The 14,803-nt window shown below is 63.2% G+C and carries 13 protein-coding genes; 3 read left to right on the top strand and 10 right to left on the bottom strand.

Going from position 1 to position 14,803, the window contains the following annotated elements; all coding sequences use genetic code 11:
- Positions 1–6: 6 nt before the first annotated feature.
- A complete protein-coding gene (locus tag AC1DD7_RS04375) occupies positions 7–1,077 on the top strand; it encodes a PDDEXK nuclease domain-containing protein (protein WP_477513963.1) in 1,071 nt (356 codons plus the stop codon).
- 107 nt (positions 1,078–1,184) lie between these two features.
- On the opposite strand, the gene AC1DD7_RS04370 is transcribed toward AC1DD7_RS04375, so the two are convergent.
- Genes AC1DD7_RS04370 through AC1DD7_RS04335 form a run of 8 tightly spaced genes read right to left on the bottom strand, consistent with a single transcriptional unit; the run spans position 1,185 to position 9,449 of the window.
- Positions 1,185–1,976: a glucosamine-6-phosphate deaminase gene (locus tag AC1DD7_RS04370; protein ID WP_477513962.1), complete on the bottom strand. Its 792-nt coding sequence runs from the start codon at positions 1,974–1,976 to the stop codon at positions 1,185–1,187.
- A 54-nt stretch (positions 1,977–2,030) separates the two neighbouring features.
- A complete protein-coding gene (locus tag AC1DD7_RS04365; RefSeq protein ID WP_477513961.1) occupies positions 2,031–2,972 on the bottom strand; it encodes an ROK family protein in 942 nt (313 codons plus the stop codon).
- Positions 2,969–3,892, bottom strand: a complete 924-nt coding sequence (locus AC1DD7_RS04360; protein ID WP_477513960.1) for a Gfo/Idh/MocA family protein — start codon at positions 3,890–3,892, stop codon at positions 2,969–2,971. The genes AC1DD7_RS04365 and AC1DD7_RS04360 overlap by 4 nt, the downstream gene beginning before the upstream one ends.
- Positions 3,889–4,776: a carbohydrate ABC transporter permease gene (locus tag AC1DD7_RS04355; protein WP_477513959.1), complete on the bottom strand. Its 888-nt coding sequence runs from the start codon at positions 4,774–4,776 to the stop codon at positions 3,889–3,891. The genes AC1DD7_RS04360 and AC1DD7_RS04355 overlap by 4 nt, the downstream gene beginning before the upstream one ends.
- On the bottom strand, positions 4,773–5,729 hold the full coding sequence (locus tag AC1DD7_RS04350) for a carbohydrate ABC transporter permease (RefSeq protein ID WP_477513958.1): 957 nt from the start codon (positions 5,727–5,729) through the stop codon (positions 4,773–4,775). Before AC1DD7_RS04350 ends, AC1DD7_RS04355 begins: the two co-directional genes overlap by 4 nt.
- Before the next feature lie 29 nt (positions 5,730–5,758).
- Positions 5,759–7,048 carry an extracellular solute-binding protein gene (locus AC1DD7_RS04345; protein WP_477513957.1) on the bottom strand — a complete coding sequence of 430 codons (1,290 nt, stop codon included), beginning with the start codon at positions 7,046–7,048 and terminating at the stop codon, positions 5,759–5,761.
- Positions 7,049–7,053: 5 nt separating this feature from the next.
- Positions 7,054–8,400 (bottom strand): sulfatase family protein, encoded by a 1,347-nt coding sequence (locus AC1DD7_RS04340; protein WP_477513956.1) that lies wholly within the window; start codon positions 8,398–8,400, stop codon positions 7,054–7,056.
- Between the two features lie 2 nt (positions 8,401–8,402).
- On the bottom strand, positions 8,403–9,449 hold the full coding sequence (locus tag AC1DD7_RS04335; protein WP_477513955.1) for a hydroxyacid dehydrogenase: 1,047 nt from the start codon (positions 9,447–9,449) through the stop codon (positions 8,403–8,405).
- A 133-nt stretch (positions 9,450–9,582) separates the two neighbouring features.
- Between AC1DD7_RS04335 and AC1DD7_RS04330 the strand changes: the two genes are divergently transcribed.
- On the top strand, positions 9,583–10,719 hold the full coding sequence (locus AC1DD7_RS04330; RefSeq protein WP_477513954.1) for an ROK family protein: 1,137 nt from the start codon (positions 9,583–9,585) through the stop codon (positions 10,717–10,719).
- A gap of 53 nt (positions 10,720–10,772) precedes the next feature.
- Here the strand turns inward: AC1DD7_RS04330 and AC1DD7_RS04325 are convergent, their stop codons facing one another.
- Both AC1DD7_RS04325 and AC1DD7_RS04320 read right to left on the bottom strand, forming a co-directional pair.
- Positions 10,773–12,785, bottom strand: a complete 2,013-nt coding sequence (locus tag AC1DD7_RS04325; RefSeq protein ID WP_477513953.1) for a hypothetical protein — start codon at positions 12,783–12,785, stop codon at positions 10,773–10,775.
- 171 nt (positions 12,786–12,956) lie between these two features.
- The gene (locus AC1DD7_RS04320) at positions 12,957–13,889 is read right to left on the bottom strand and encodes an NAD-dependent epimerase/dehydratase family protein (RefSeq protein WP_477513952.1); all 933 of its coding nucleotides are present in this window, start codon (positions 13,887–13,889) and stop codon (positions 12,957–12,959) included.
- Between the two features lie 139 nt (positions 13,890–14,028).
- Here AC1DD7_RS04320 and AC1DD7_RS04315 point away from each other — a divergent pair, with 139 nt between their 5' ends.
- Positions 14,029–14,781 (top strand): TetR/AcrR family transcriptional regulator, encoded by a 753-nt coding sequence (locus AC1DD7_RS04315; RefSeq protein WP_477513951.1) that lies wholly within the window; start codon positions 14,029–14,031, stop codon positions 14,779–14,781.
- The last annotated feature ends 22 nt before the right edge of the window (positions 14,782–14,803 follow it).

Below are 14,803 nucleotides of genomic sequence, written 5' to 3'. Positions count from 1 at the left end.
GCGTGCATGACTGATTCGCGCGCCCTGGCCCTGCCCGCAGGCTACACCGATCTTTTGGCCGCGCTTAAGGAACGGGTCCGGGCCGCGCGTCAGACCGCCCTTCGAACCGTCAACACACAGCTGATCGAGTTGTATTGGTCGATCGGGAAGACTGTGTTGGAGCGCCAGCAGGTCGAGCAATGGGGGAGCGGCGTCATGGGGCGCCTGGCTGAAGATCTCCGGGCAGAGTTCCCGGAGATGAAGGGCCTGTCGCGACGGAACCTCTTTTACATGCGAGCCTTTGCGGCCGCATGGCCGGACCCAATTGTGCAACAAGCCGTTGCACAATTGCCGTGGGGGCATGTCACCGTTCTTCTGGACAAGGCAGACACTCGACAGCATAGAGATTGGTACGCCGGCGCCGCAGTTGAACACGGATGGTCGCGCAACGTCCTCCTGAACATGATCATGAACAGGACCCTGGAACGGACCGGCGCGGCGCCGTCGAACTTTGTCCAACGGCTTGTTGGACTGGATTCTGAGCTGGCCCAGCAGGTCGCCAAGGACCCCTACAGCTTCGAGTTTCTCGGCCTTTCGGGGGAAGTCGCCGAACGGGACTTGGAACTGGCCCTGACCAGCCGAATCACCGAAACCCTGCGGGAACTAGGACCCGGATTTTCGTTCGTTGGCCGGCAGGTCCACTTCGATGTCGACGGCGACGACTACTACATCGACATGCTGTTCTTCCACATGGACCAGAACCGGTATGTGGTCATCGAGCTCAAGACAGGAAAGTTCCAGCCCGAGTACGCCGGCAAACTGAACTTCTACGTTGCCCTTGTCGATGACATGCTTCGCCGTGAACATCACAACGAAACGATTGGCATCTTGATCTGCGGCACCAAGAACGACCGCAGCGTAAGGTACAGCCTCGGGCGCTCAACCTCACCCATGGCCGTCGCGGCCTATACATACGACAAACTCCCAGCGGCCGAGCAACAGGCATTGCCCAACGAAGGGCACCTCGTCGCGGCCCTTGAATGGGTAGAACCAGTCGAGGAACAGCGAAACGCCTGCCAGGAGACGCTCGCAAATTAGTCCGTGAACCACAGTGCTGCGGCGCAAGCGTTCGACAGCGGTACGCGCTGCGCCTGTCCCCGCACCACGCTCAGGGCGATGATGGCGAGCAGAAGGAGCGCGCCCCACTAAAAACCTGCTGCCTGCAGTTCCTGAGCCGATCGCCTCGCGTGCCGGTAATACTCGGCGTGCTCCAGCCCCTGCGCAGCCGCTTCGTCGATGATCACAGTGGCGCGCGGGTGCTGTTGAATGACCGAGCCCGGAACTGCCGAGGACACCGGCCCTTCAAGTGCGGCAGTAACGGCCTGTGTTTTGTTCGCTCCGAAGGCCAGGAGCACCAGGTGCCGCGCCCGGAGGATGGTTCCCAGGCCTTGGGTGATGCAGTGCGTCGGGACCTCTTCGGGTGAGCCGAAGAACCGGGCATTGTCCCTCCGCGTTTGTTCGGCCAGCGCCTTGATGCGTGTGGAGGATGCCAACGAGGACCCGGGCTCGTTGAACCCCACATGGCCGTTGGAACCGATGCCAAGGATTTGGATGTCCACGCCGCCGGCCGCCACGATCATGGCTTCGTACTCCGCTCCAGCCTGGGTGATATCAGGGCCAGTGCCTCGCGGCGTGAACACATGATTCGGGTTTAGTCCCAGCGGCTCCACGATTTCGCGGGTGATGACGGAGCGGTAGCTTTCCGGGTGCTGCGGAGGGACGCCGAGGTACTCGTCCAGGGCGAACCCGCGCACGTCCGAAACGTCGATCCGATCGAGGCGGACCACCTTGGCCAGTTCCGCATAGGTGGACAGCGGAGTTGAACCGGTGGCGAGCCCCAACACGGTGGCGGGGTTTGCGATGATCTGCTGCGCGAAGATCGAAGCAGCCACGCTTCCGGCCTCGGTTTGGTCGCGGACGATGATTACTTCTGCCATGTGTTTCCTTTTGTCGGTTGCGGCTCGCGCGGATATGAAGCCGGGGGAGAATTGTCAGGCGGTAGCGAGAATCGCCGCGCCCACTGATCCGATGGGGAGCCCGGGCGGGACCAAGCGCACCCGGTGACCCAAGGCCAGGCCGGCCAGGAATGGTGACGTTGCGCCGAAGCAGGCCAGCTCATGGCGGATGCCGCTGAGCAGCGGTTGTCCCAGCGCGTTCAAGCCGCCTCCGATGTAGATGGAGGCCGGATCGTAAGCCAGTCCGATAATACGGACCGCCGTCGCGGCACCTTGGAAGAACCGATGCTGGACAGCTTGGGCGCGGGGGTCGCCGTCGAGTGCTGCTTCAAAAAGTGCGACGGCGGGCCACTGGCCTTCGCCAGTCCACTGGCGGGCGATGCCCGATCCCGAGGCGATGAGCTCAAGGCAACCCCGCTGACCACACGGGCATTCCTCGCCGTGGACGCCGAGGGGGAGGTGCCCTATTTCGCCAGCCGCCCCGGAAGCGCCCCGGACCAAAACGCCGTTGTTCACGTAGCCCGCGGCCAAGCCGGTGCCCAGGTTCAGGTAGGCGCTTGACCCGGATGCGGCGCTGTCGGCCAGCAAGTGGTGGGCGCCGACAGCGGCGGCATTGACGTCGTTCTCGACCGTGACAGGCAGCCCAAGTTCAGCTTCCACCAAGCCGCCGAGCTCCAACCCGGCAACCCCAACGTTCACGGCATTCGCTACATACCCGGTCGCCGTATCCACGGTTCCCGGAATCCCGATCCCCAGCCCGGACAGGGTGCAGTCCGCCAGGCTTTCCGCGCCACGCAACTCTTCGAGGACGCCGAAGAGGGAGCTGAGCAGGGCTTCGTTCCCAATTCCAGTGGGACGCCGCACGGTATTGAGGACATTGCAGTCCGGATCGATGGCGACGGCCTCAATCTTTGTCCCACCGATATCGACGCCGATCCTCACCGTGCCGCTTAGGGCGAGGATTGTCGTTTGGCTCATGAGTTGCTTCCTACTGACACGGGAACTCCGGTTTCGAGGCTTTTGTTGGCGGCTTCCACAACTGCCACGATGCTGAGGATTTCCCCCAACGGGACGTTCGGTGTCCCGCTGCGGATGGATTTCACGATCCCTTCCAACAGGCCCACCAGCATGGATGGTCCTGCCTCGATCGAGAAATGGGCAGTGCCTTCACGGGATTCGATACGCCCCTCAGTGAAGGGACTCCACTCTGCGCCGCCCGTCAAAGCGACCACGCGACCGTCACCCCACCGGACCGTCACCGTGGTGGCGTTGTCCGCAGAACCCAGCCTCCCGGCGTCGACGGTTACTGCCTCTGGACCGGTGCCGAGTGCGGCCACTGCGAGGTCCACCAAGTGCACGCCATACCAAGACAGGCCGGGGTGGCCGGGCTGGGTAGGCAGGGGACCGTCCAAGGAAACAGACTGACAGGGCCCTCCGGGCAGAGCCGCCTGGAATTCACGTGTGAATCGTTTGGGGGACCCCGCCAGGACCGGAGCGCCGGAGGCCTGCGCCCGGGCGAGCATGGTCCGGGCCTCAGCGAGAGTCGGTGCGAAGCGCGTGTCCACGTAGATCGGCTTGCCGAATCTCACCACGCGCTCGAAGTAGTGCGGGTGCGTCCGTGCATCGGAGGACACGATCAGCAGAGCGTCGCAGGCCTCAGCCACGGCTTCCGGCGAATCGCACATGATGACGCCGAGGCCACTCAACTCGTCCGCGAAACTGTCGATGCGGTCGCGGCTCAACGGAAAGTCCGACGCTGATTCCCCCTTCCACGCGTGCGTCACCGTACCCCCGGGGACCACGCCGTCGAAACCATTGCCGAAGAGCCGTGTAAACGACGGCGCGTGCGGGGAGTCGACACCGATGAGGCCAAAACGGATGGGCGTACCGGAAGTCATCCCTTCACCCCGCTGTGCGTGATGCTGGCGACGATGTGCTTCTGCAGGAGGGCGAAGATCACCAGGCACGGAATGAAGCTGACCAGTGTTGCGGCCATGACGTCGGACGTGGAGGCGGTTTCGGTGTTGAGGGTTGCCAAGCCCACGGTCAACGTCCGTGCGGCGTCCGACTGTCCCACAACCAGGGGCCAGAGGAGGTCGTTCCAATGCCACAGGAAGACGAAGATCGCCAGAGTTGCCAGGACGGGCCTGATCAATGGGAGCACGATCTGCCAGAAGGTCCGCCATTCGCCGGCGCCGTCAATTCGGGCGGCGTCGAACAGTTCCTCGGGCATGTCCCGCACGAACTGGCGGATGAGGAAGATCGCCTGGGCGTTGGCCAAAGTAGGCAGGATCAGGCCCCAGAGGGTGTTCACGCCGCCCATCTTGGAGATGAGGATGAACGTGGGGATTAAGGTGGCCTGAACGGGCACCATCATGGTGGCGATGATGGCCCACAGCAGGGCGTTCCGTCCAGGGAACCTCTTGCGGGCCAGGGCGTAGGCGGCCATGGACGCGGTGAGCAGAACAACCACCACTGATACTGCTGAGTACAGGAACGAGTTCCAGAGCCAGAGCGGGAACTCGCCCACGTTGAAGATGCGCACGATGTTGTCCAAGGTCAGCGACGACGGCAGCGCATAGGGAAGCGTCGGGGCGTCCGTGGGCGAGAGCGCAAGGACGGCCACGGCAATGAGGGGTGCAACAGTGAAGAGCGAGATCACCGCCAGCACCCAGGTTAGGGTGCGCTGGCGGCGCTTCTCGGTACTCCGCCGGGCGGGGCCCTGAGCAGGACGCCGGGCGGGGCGCCGGCCATTGGCGGGAGCAGGCAGAGTGGCAGTCACTTGGAGTCCTTACCGTCGAAGAAGCGCTGCTGGATGAGCGACAGGATGAGCACAATGACGAACAGCACCACGCCGATGGCCGATGCATAGCCGAAGTCGAAGAACTTGAAGCCTTCATCGAACAGGAAATAGATGAGGCTGTGGCTGGCCCGGGCGGGTCCGCCTCCGGTCATCACGTAGATGGTGTCGAAGACCTGGAATCCGACGATTGTCTCGATGACCAGGACGAAGAACACCACGGGCTTCAGTAGCGGGAGCGTGACGTACCAGAAAGATTTCCAGGCGCCGGCCCCATCAATGCGCGCAGCCTCGTGCACTTCAGCGGGCTGGGCTTTGAGTCCGGCCAGGAAAATCAGCATGGAGTAGCCGAAGCCCTTCCACACGGAGACCACGGACAGGGACAACAGGACCAGCAGTTGGGGTCCGGACGTGAAAGGGACGGGGCCCATGCCCAGGCCGCCCAGTGCAGCATTCAGCGGACCATCAGTGGAGAAGATCCACGTCCAGATGATGCCCGCCATGACGAACGAGCTGAGATACGGAATGAACAGCAAGGCCCGGAAAGTGCCGGTGAACCTGACAAGTTTGTCCAGGAGCACGGCCCCGGCGAGTGAGAGGCTGATGATGAACGGCACAAAGATCGCCACGTACAGGAACGTCACCTTGAGGCTTTGCCAGAAGTTCGGATCAGCAGCCAAGCGTGTGTAGTTTTCTGCTCCCAGGAATTCGAAGTCGCCGTTGAGGCTGTACTCGGTGAGGCTCATGGCGCCTGCCCCGAAGATGGGGAGGAACTTGAAGAGGCCGAAAATGACCAGGGTGGGCAGGACGAAGAGGATGCCGGCCAGTGCCTCGCGGCTCCGGGCTTTCTTGGCCCCAAACGGCTTGAGCGGTGGCGCCGCCAGCTCAGGATGTCGGCCGGCCAGTGTGCTTCTGGTGCGGGTGTTTACAGACATGGGGTGACCAATCGGTGGTTGGGCTGGACTCAGGATGCCGAGCGCTGCAGGATGCCGCGGGCTTCTTTGGCAGCCCGGTCAAGGGCTTCCTTGGCGCTGACATCCCCACGGAGGGCCGTTTGGATGTTCGGTGCGAGGGCACCCATGACCTGGCGTGCAACAGGAGACGGTTCGCCGGGGTTGGCGGACTTCAAAGCCTCTGCCATGGCGAGTGAATCGGCATCCGTGCCGAGGGCGGCGGCATCTGTACGCGTGGGCAGGTTGCCGGCGGCGGCGTTGAGGGCCTTCTGGGACTCAGCCGAGCTCAGGTAGCTCATTACCTTGTAGGCAGCTTCGCGGTTTTCCTTCTTGTTGATGGAGGTTAGTGCGAGCAGCCCGGGGTTGCCGTAGGTGGCCTGGACCTTGCCTTTCAGCGGAGCGCCCAAGGCAACATTTTCGGCACCGAGCGCGGCCCGCATCTGCTTCAATTCCGGCAGCGAGGTTGTGGCGCGCATGGCCGCCTTTCCGGTGGCGATCGGCGCACCTTCAACCTTGGGCCCGTCCGTGGCAGCATCCACGGGAAGTCCACCGAGCTTCTTGAGGTCGATCAGCAGTTGCAGTGCCGAGACGCCGGCCTCCGAGTTGAACGCAATGTCCTTGGCGTCATCCGTGAACACCTTGCCACCTGCCTGCCACAGCAACGGATAGAAGGACAGATTCAATGTTTGTTCGGGGCTGCCGGCGTAATCCATCACGGCGATGCCTTTCTTCGCCAATACCGGCGCGGCGCTGCGGAGGTCGTCCCAGGTCTTGGGCAGCGGTACCCCCGCATCCTCGAAGATCTTGGTGTTGTATGCGGTGGTGTTGATGTTCTGGAACAGCGGAACGCCGAACAGTTCGTCGTCGAACGTCGCGGCCTCCAGCGTGCCGGGATAGAAACTGTCCTTGTCCTGCTCCACGGCCTTGTCCACGGGCAACAGACCGCGGACGTTGCGGTAGGTGGCAGCCTGGTCGGGGGTAATGAGAACGACGTCGGGTCCCGAACCTGCAGCCAGCGCCGCCGAGATTTGGGCGTCCCGCTTGTCGAACGTTTGAAGCTCGATGGTCAGGTCGATTCCGGGATTGGCCTTCTCAAAGCTGGCCTCGGTGTCCTGCCAGAACTTCTTGCCGGCCGTCTCGTCCTTGATGACGGGGTACATCCAGAGCGTCACCTTGCCGGTGGCTTGGCCGCCGTCGGACGTTGAGGAACCGGTGGAACCGCATGCGGTGAGCGTCAAAGCGGCGGCGGCGACGACGGCGGCTGTCGCCAGAGCGGTGCGGTGCATCTTTCGAGTGAACATGGTGGCTACTTTCGGGTGAGGGTGGCTTCTTGGATCGCGTCGAGCGCGAGTTGGTGGCGGCTGGCTGCTGCGGGGGCGGTGAGGAGCGGATCGGCGCATTCCCGCATCCAGTCGAAGAGAGCAGCGGAGAGGTCCCGGAGGATCTCCGACTGGTCCGGATTTCCGGCGATGTTGTCCAGTTCGTCGGGGTCAGTGGTGAGGTCGTAGAGTTCCACCGCCGGGCTGGTGCCGATGGTTGGCCCGCCCAGGTCTGCCGGCAGGCTGCGGTGGATCCACGATTGTGTGGGATCCATGGCGCGTGGTGCGTTGGAGAAGTTGACGATCAGCTTGTGCGTGGATGTCCGCGCTGACCGTTTGGGGTCGTAGTACGTGTGGTAGGTCAGCTGGCTGAAACAGTGACTGCGTGGCGATTCGTCTGCTTCGACCGCAAGCCGGAGGCTTGTCCCGGCGAGTTCCTCCGGAAGCGGCAGCCCAGCCAGCTCAAGCAAGGTGGGCAGGACGTCTACGTGACTGACGATGTCCGCCAAGCGTTTCCCGGACCACGCCGCATTTCCGGGGTGGCGAATCATCAACGCGACGCCGAGTCCGGCGTCGTACAGGGTGCATTTGGCTCGGGGGAGCGCAAGGCCGTGATCGGTGGTGAAAACCACCAGCGTTTCCTCGCGCAGGCCGAGCGAATCGAGTTCCGCCAGGATACTGCCGACGCCCTCATCCATGTGCTTCACGGCGCCCTGCAGTTCCGCGATTTCCTCGCGCGCACCGTCGTCGTCCACCAAGTGGGCTGGAACGGTGTGTCCCAAGGAGACGTCCGGCTCCACGCCGTCGGCCAGGAAACCCATCACGCCCGGGCGGTCGCGTTCGGACTGCACGCGGTGCGGTTCGGTGAAGCCCACCTGCAGGTAGAAGGGACGGCCGCTGCAGGACATGCGACGCAGCGCGTCAGTTGCGCGACTCACGACGACGTCCCGCGCGCCTCCCGTACGGGCGTGGTCAAACCCAAGCCGGCTGGCCACCACCTCATCGGCCAGAACCCGCGATTCGTGGTGCACGCCAACCAGCTCGGTTTGATAGCCGGCCGATTTTAACCTGTAGGCGACGTGCTGGGACGGCTCGTTCAGATCCCAGCCAAAGGGCTCGTGCGTGAGTCCGAGGACTCCGTTGTTCTGTGGATACGTGCCGGTGAACAGTGAAGCCCGGGCTGGACTGCAGTGGGGAGCAGTTGCGAAGGCTTGCTCGAAGAGCGCTGACTCATCGGCCAAGGCATCCAAGTGTGGGGTGGAGACGGTTTCCACTCCATAGGTGCCCAGGAAGCGGCCGAGGTCGTGGCAGTGGATCAGGAGGATGTTGCGCATGTTCAGCCCATCCGTTCGAGGTCGGTCCGGGTGAGGGCGTGTTCCATGGGATCGCCGCTGATGAAGCGGCGGAGTTCGTCCACCACGATTCCGCCGGCCCTTCGCCTGGAGTCCACGGTGGCTCCACCAAGGTGGGGCGTGAGGAGGACGTTCGGCAGCGACCGCCAAGGGTCGTCGGCAGGCAGGGGTTCTTCGTCGAAGACATCCAGCGCAGCATCGATCCGGCCTGAATGAACCTCTTTGTAGAGGGCTTCCATGTCCACGATCGTGGAGCGGGCCGTGTTCACGAACGCGGCACCATCAGGGAGCAAAGCGAGTTCGGCGGCGCCGATGAGCCCTTCGGTTTCCTTGGTGGCCGGGGCATGGACGGCTATCACCTCGCTCGTGGCCATCACCTCGTGGAGGGTGGCGGAGCTTGCCGAGAGCGGATCATCCTTACGAAGATACGGATCGTAGACACGGACAACTGCGCCAAGTGCCCGGCAGGCATCGATGTACCGGCGACCGGTGCGTGATGCTCCCACGACGCCAATGCGAGCGCCAGCGATTTCGCGGGCCCGCGGGACGTTCCGGGCGTCGTCCCAATTGACGCCAGTGCGGAGGCTGTGGTCGAGCTGGTGGACGCGTCGGAGCAGATTCAGCGTGAACGTCAGCGAGAGCTCTGCGACCGCGGGAGCCATTGCGGCTCCTGCCTGGCTGATGGGGATGCCGGTGGCCCAGAAGGCGTCGCTTACCAGAGCGTGCAGTGATGACGCGGCGTGGACAACGCACTTGAGCTGCGGAGCCAGGGCGAGGTGCTGGGCGTCGAGACGCGGGAATCCCCACGCGGTGATGAATGCATCCTTGTCTGACGCCGCGGCTGCGAAGGCATCCACTGACTGGAGTTCGGCAGGGGCGATTTCGGTGATCTCGCCGAGCTCGTTCAGTACTGCCCGGGTTTCGGGGGAGATGAAGGCCGCCCGTTCCGCGTCCGGGATGCTCAGGAGAATCCTCAGCCGGGTTGGGTTGCGTGGCGATGGTGTTGATGCAACGCCGTTGTTGATGTTCATGGGTCGAGATTGCCAGCTTCAATATCTTTTGTCAATGACTAAAGTAAGTATGATGGAGAGTGTGAAACGAACGGCGCTACGAATGCCAGAATGGGTGGGATCCCATGCGGCGCAACAACAGGAGCCACCAGAAATGAAGCCACGCGCAGGCAGCAAGGCCCTGATCCGCGAGATCAACGAGGCGCTGGTGCTCGACGTCGTGCGGACCCGATCGCCCGTTTCCCGGGCAACCATCACAGGTCAAACCGGGTTGAGCGCTGCCAGCGTCACCGGAATCACCGGCAAGCTCATCCACTCTGGCCTGCTGGTGGAAACCGAGATTGCCCCCAGCACGGGGGGCAGGCCGGCGCGCCTCCTGGAGCTCGGACGGGAAGCCGTTTTCGCCGCAGGCGTGAGGGTGTCTGCCACGGAAGCGCACGCCGTCGTAGTCGATTTGCGCGGTGACGTGGTTGCCACGCATAGCGAGCCGTTGGCGTCGACTGAACCCACCGAAGCCGCCGCAGCCGTGGCACGGGCTGTGCACGCTGCAGCCGGAGGCAAGGCGTCCAGACTCATTGGGGTGGGGGCGGCCGTGTCCGGCGTGGTGGATCAAGCCAGTGGCTTGGTGCGGCACAGCGGGGCAATGAGCTGGGCGGACATCACCTTTCAAGCGCTCCTCGAAGAAGCTGCGGACCACCTCGTGATCATCGACAGCTACGTCAACGCCTACACGCGCGGGCTGCTCTTCGACGATGTTTTCGCAGGCCGCGAGATGCTCATCTTCAGCGTAGGTACCAGCCTGGGCGCCGCCGTCGTGGTTGAAGGCCGTATCCAGCGTGGCTTCAATGGTTCCGCGGGCGGCTTCGCGCACTCGCGGGCGATTACCAGTCCGGGGCCGGCCAGGCTGTGCCACTGCGGCGCGGAAGACTGTTTCGAAACCCGGGGCAGCCTCTGGGGTATGCAGCGGGAACTGGAGCGAAGCGGCCAGGACCGCGAGATAAACCCCGACGTCGATTCCGGCCTGATTGCCGACGCAGCCCTCCACCTGGGGATCGGTATGGCGAACACGGCCAAGGTTCTTGGGCCCGAACAGGTTGTGGTGGGCTTCGCTCCTGAAGCCGACCTGGGGAGGTTTGCCGAGCAGACCAAGCACGCCTTCCTGACTCAGTACGACCACGCGAATACTCCGCCTCCATTGTTTGATACAGCCATTGCAGATCCGGAAGCGCTGGCCAGGGGTGCTGCATGCTCCGTGCTGGCGGGACTGTTTACCGCCAGCCCAACTGGGTAGAGCAGATGCCGTTATGACGGTCAAAACGGCATCTGCTGCTACTTACGTTCGCCTTAGCGCCTCATTGCACGCATTGCTTGCTGATCATCAATCCGGACCAGGTTCGGGCCTCGGAGTGTGTACAACCGACCATCTTCGTCTGCCGTAATGTGGGGGCCGCTGTACCAACCGCCGTTGATGTCGGCCGCCACCACAGAGACGGCAAAGGTTGCAGGGTCGATCCGGAAGACCGTGGAATCAGAGACGCCGTAGACGATTCCGCGGCTCACCTGCAGTGCCCCGAAGTCAGTGCACACGCTGCTCAGGTCGCCATGGTGAACCACTTGGCGGGTGTCAAGGTCGATGACGAACAGCCCTGCCGCCCTCCGGGACATCCCGTAGAGGAACTTCCCATGGATGGCCATCGCAGCGATGCCCGCAGTCTGCCCGGGGTCAATTCGCCACAACTCCTGGTTGGCCAGCGGATCCCACGCCACCACGGTGCTCCGGGGTCCGTCTGGATAGATGTTGTCGCCCCCAAGGTAGGCAACCCCATCTTTCGTTGCTACGGCACGAACCATCTGGAGGTTGTCTATGGGGTTGACCTTGCTGATGACCTGGGTTGTGACGGGGTTGTACGCCGCGAAACATCCGCCCCCGCCGGTATCGTTCTGCGCCCCCGCAATCACCAGGCCATTGACGGCGTCCCAACAAACGTCCAAGGGGCGATTCTGCCCGGGCGGCAAGGCTGCCACCTGATAGGGGAGCTGCCCTGTGCCAGGGTCATAGGCGTAGATACCCCGGGAGTTGTACTGTCCGGTGTAGAGGATTCCACCCACCATGATGGCGTCCTTGGCCTCGCCCGTAGCCCGTAGATAGGAAACCTGGTCCGACGCCAGTTGGTGCCGGGCAATGGTGCCGGTGCCACCTATATAGACGTCACCCGCGCCGGCCGCCAGACCCATGCAGAGTTGCGGTCCGCCCGGAGCCCCTGCCTGTGTCAGGTCATACTTGGCCGCAGTCTTGGTTACGGGGTCTACCTCAATGACGTCGTAGGAGGACACCGTCAGGGCATTGCTGCCATAGACGTCCAGACCCCACATTGCGCCCACATCTTCGGTAAGAATCTGCGTGATTTTCTTCGTAATCATGTTGTAGGACCAGACTCCGGGCTCCTTAACGAAGAACACCTGGTTCCCGAGCTGACGGAACATCACGCCGGTTTTGGCGATGATGGTGTACTTGGAGTGGTCGGCCAAGTTGATCAACACGGATTTGCCGGGACCCTTCACGCCGACTCCCAGTTGCCCGTCCAACACGCTCAGCGAGGTGACGGAAACGCCCGTTGCTACCTCGGGCGGGAGGATACTTGTGGATGTCTTGGTGGCACGGTCAAAGGCAAAGAGCCGGGCAGGGCTTGAGCCGTTGCCGCCGCCCAAAGTACTCCCGGTGCCGAAATACACGGTGCTGGCTGTCGCAGCCACGGCCTGGGCAATGGTCGCTCCCGGATCCGGCACGCCCCAACTGGTCACGGCACTTGTCTCGGGATCGTATTCCCACAGGGATGGCGCATTGGTGGTCAACCCGCCGCCGGCAGCGTAGACCTTGCCATCCGGAGCCACGGCAAGTGCCCGGATGTCCCGGTCTCCTGTTTCGCAGACTCCCACCGCGGGAAGGTTCGGAGTGCTCAGGTCCCAGCGGTAGATATTTGGGTTGCCGTCAATACCGTCACGGAGCACGCCGGCGTACAGGTAGCGACCGGTGGAATCGGTGGCCAACGCCTGGATGCTGTAACCCGAGCCAAGGTCTGTCCGCGAAGTAACGGTGCGGGTGGGGAGATGGAATCCGATGACCCGGGCAGGATTCAGGTTGCGGGACCCGATGTACACGGTGTCTCCGACCAGAAGCGAACTCATGAGCGAAAACTGAACTACCGCCGGTCCGAGATCCGTGATCAGCGGCGCACTCAAATTCTCTGGTCTGGCGGCCTGGGCGGCGCCGGAGGACATTGCTGACAGTGCTACGGCAAGTCCGCCGATGCCCCCGGTCTGCAGCAATTGACGACGATTGATGGCGAATGTGGACATGGAAGATCTCCTCATTGAGTGTCCCGTTGGGGGTGTTTCCAAGAGTGGGATTGGAAGTGTGAGGGACGTTCCGGAGACGTCCTGTGCACTGCACCCAGCGTTTCAGCCCTGCGCCGGGAAATCCACGCTTCGAACATTTTCAGACATACGCGCTCGACCGCACGTTGCCGCCTACTTCACTTGCCGGACAGCGTCCCGCCACCACGCCACTGTTGCTGCGGCGGCTTCCGGGAGGGGCGTCGGTTCCAGGCCCAGGAGGCGCTGGCTTTGCGAAGAATCCATCACGAACGGGCGCTCGAACTGGTAGAGCGTCTCAGCAAGCTCGCGCATGTCGGACGAAAAGAGACTTGCGGTCCTCAACGCCCATCCGGGAACAGCACTCACCTTCGAAGCAGCAACGCTGGCAGCCTCAGCGAACGCCGCCGCAAGTTCGCGTTGCGTTAGCGCCGGGCCGGTCGGAGCGTGGAGCACAGTGTTCCAGAGCTCTGGATTCCGGGCCGCCGCGATCATGGCGGCCGCCAGATCAGGGACAAACGTGAACGAGTGCGGCTGCCTGGCGCTGCCAATCACCTGGACCGACTTTCCCTCCACAACCAGCGGGACCATTCGTTCCCCTGCATGCGCCGTCCGCACCAGCGGGCCGAAGAAGTCGCCGGCCACCACGCTCACGGTATCTGCAGCGTGCATGTGGCGCGCGTTCAGCAGTTGGGTTCTAATGCCTCGTTTGCCGCCCGACGCCGCCCGTGGACCCGCCTCGGTCATCACACTGCCTGGCTCGCTGTAGGAGTAGAGGCTCTCTGGAAATACGACGACGGCGCCCGCGGCTGCCGCTGCATCCATCACCACTTGTTCGGCTTGCGGAAGCTCGGTCGCCCATACTGCGGCCCGGTATGCGGATCCGTGAATGCAATGGAAGACCGCGACGGCGCCGTTGAGTGCTTGGCTCAATTGCTTGGGATCGGAGGCATCGACGCGCATCCGTTCAATGAGGGGATGGTCCGGGCCGCTGCCGGACCGAGTCAGAATGCGAACGTCTTCCCCCCGCTCAGCGAGTTGTTCGGCGACGGTCCAACCAACGGGTCCTGCTCCGGTGACGACGTACATGCTGATCTCTTTCCTTGAAGTTCAGTGAACGGAAGCGAGAGCGCTGCTCTCTGAATTCAGAATGACCCCCCATAAAGCCAAAGTCAAGAGCACTGCTCTCATTTGTTGATGGTGCTCTCCCTTGTGGCAAGCTGGTTCCATGCCCTCCACAACGCCCGGCGCCGAAGCTGCCCCTAAAGCCCAGCCGAAAGCCAAAACGCCAACTCCCCGCGAGCGTGCACGTGCGCAAACCGTCGCCGATATCGTGCGACTCGGCCGGGAGCACCTCGCGGTCCACGGTGCCGCCGGGCTGTCGCTGCGGGCTGTTGCCCGGGACCTTGGCGTCGTTTCTTCGGCGGTTTATCGCTACGTGGAAAGCCGGGACGAACTCCTCACACTCTTGCTCATCGACGGCTACAACGAGCTCGGCGACGAAGTGGATGCAGCTGTAGCGGCTGTTCCTGAGAATGATTTCGCAGGCCAGTTCCGTGCCCTGGGTAAGGCTGTTCGTGCGTGGGCGCTCAAGGAACCAGCCAGCTACGCCCTGCTTTTCGGCAGCCCGGTTCCCGGCTATCAGGCACCCGGTGAGCGAACAACGGTTCCCGGAACACGTGTCATCTTTCGCCTCGTGAGCATCTTTGACGCAGCCCATCGCGAGGGTGCCCTGGCGGCGGAGGTGAGTCCCGCCGTCGTCATCCCACCGGCTCTGGCAGCAGACATGGTGAATATCCGGACTGAACTTGGGATCACGGTGCCCGAGTCAGCGCTTGCGCGGGGCGTGCTGGCGTGGACGTCCGTCTTCGGTGCTGTGAGCTTCGAAGTGTTCGGCCAGTACGGGCGCGATACGTTTTCCGCACGCGACGAATTGTTCGAGCACCAACTGCTCGTCCTCCAAGGCATGGCGGGCCTGTGACCAGCCGGCCTGTGACCAGCAG

It is taken from the genome of Paenarthrobacter sp. 10L412 (assembly GCF_056395565.1).
Note: the sequence above shows the minus strand (reverse complement) of the source record. Positions and strands in the feature narration are given on the sequence as shown.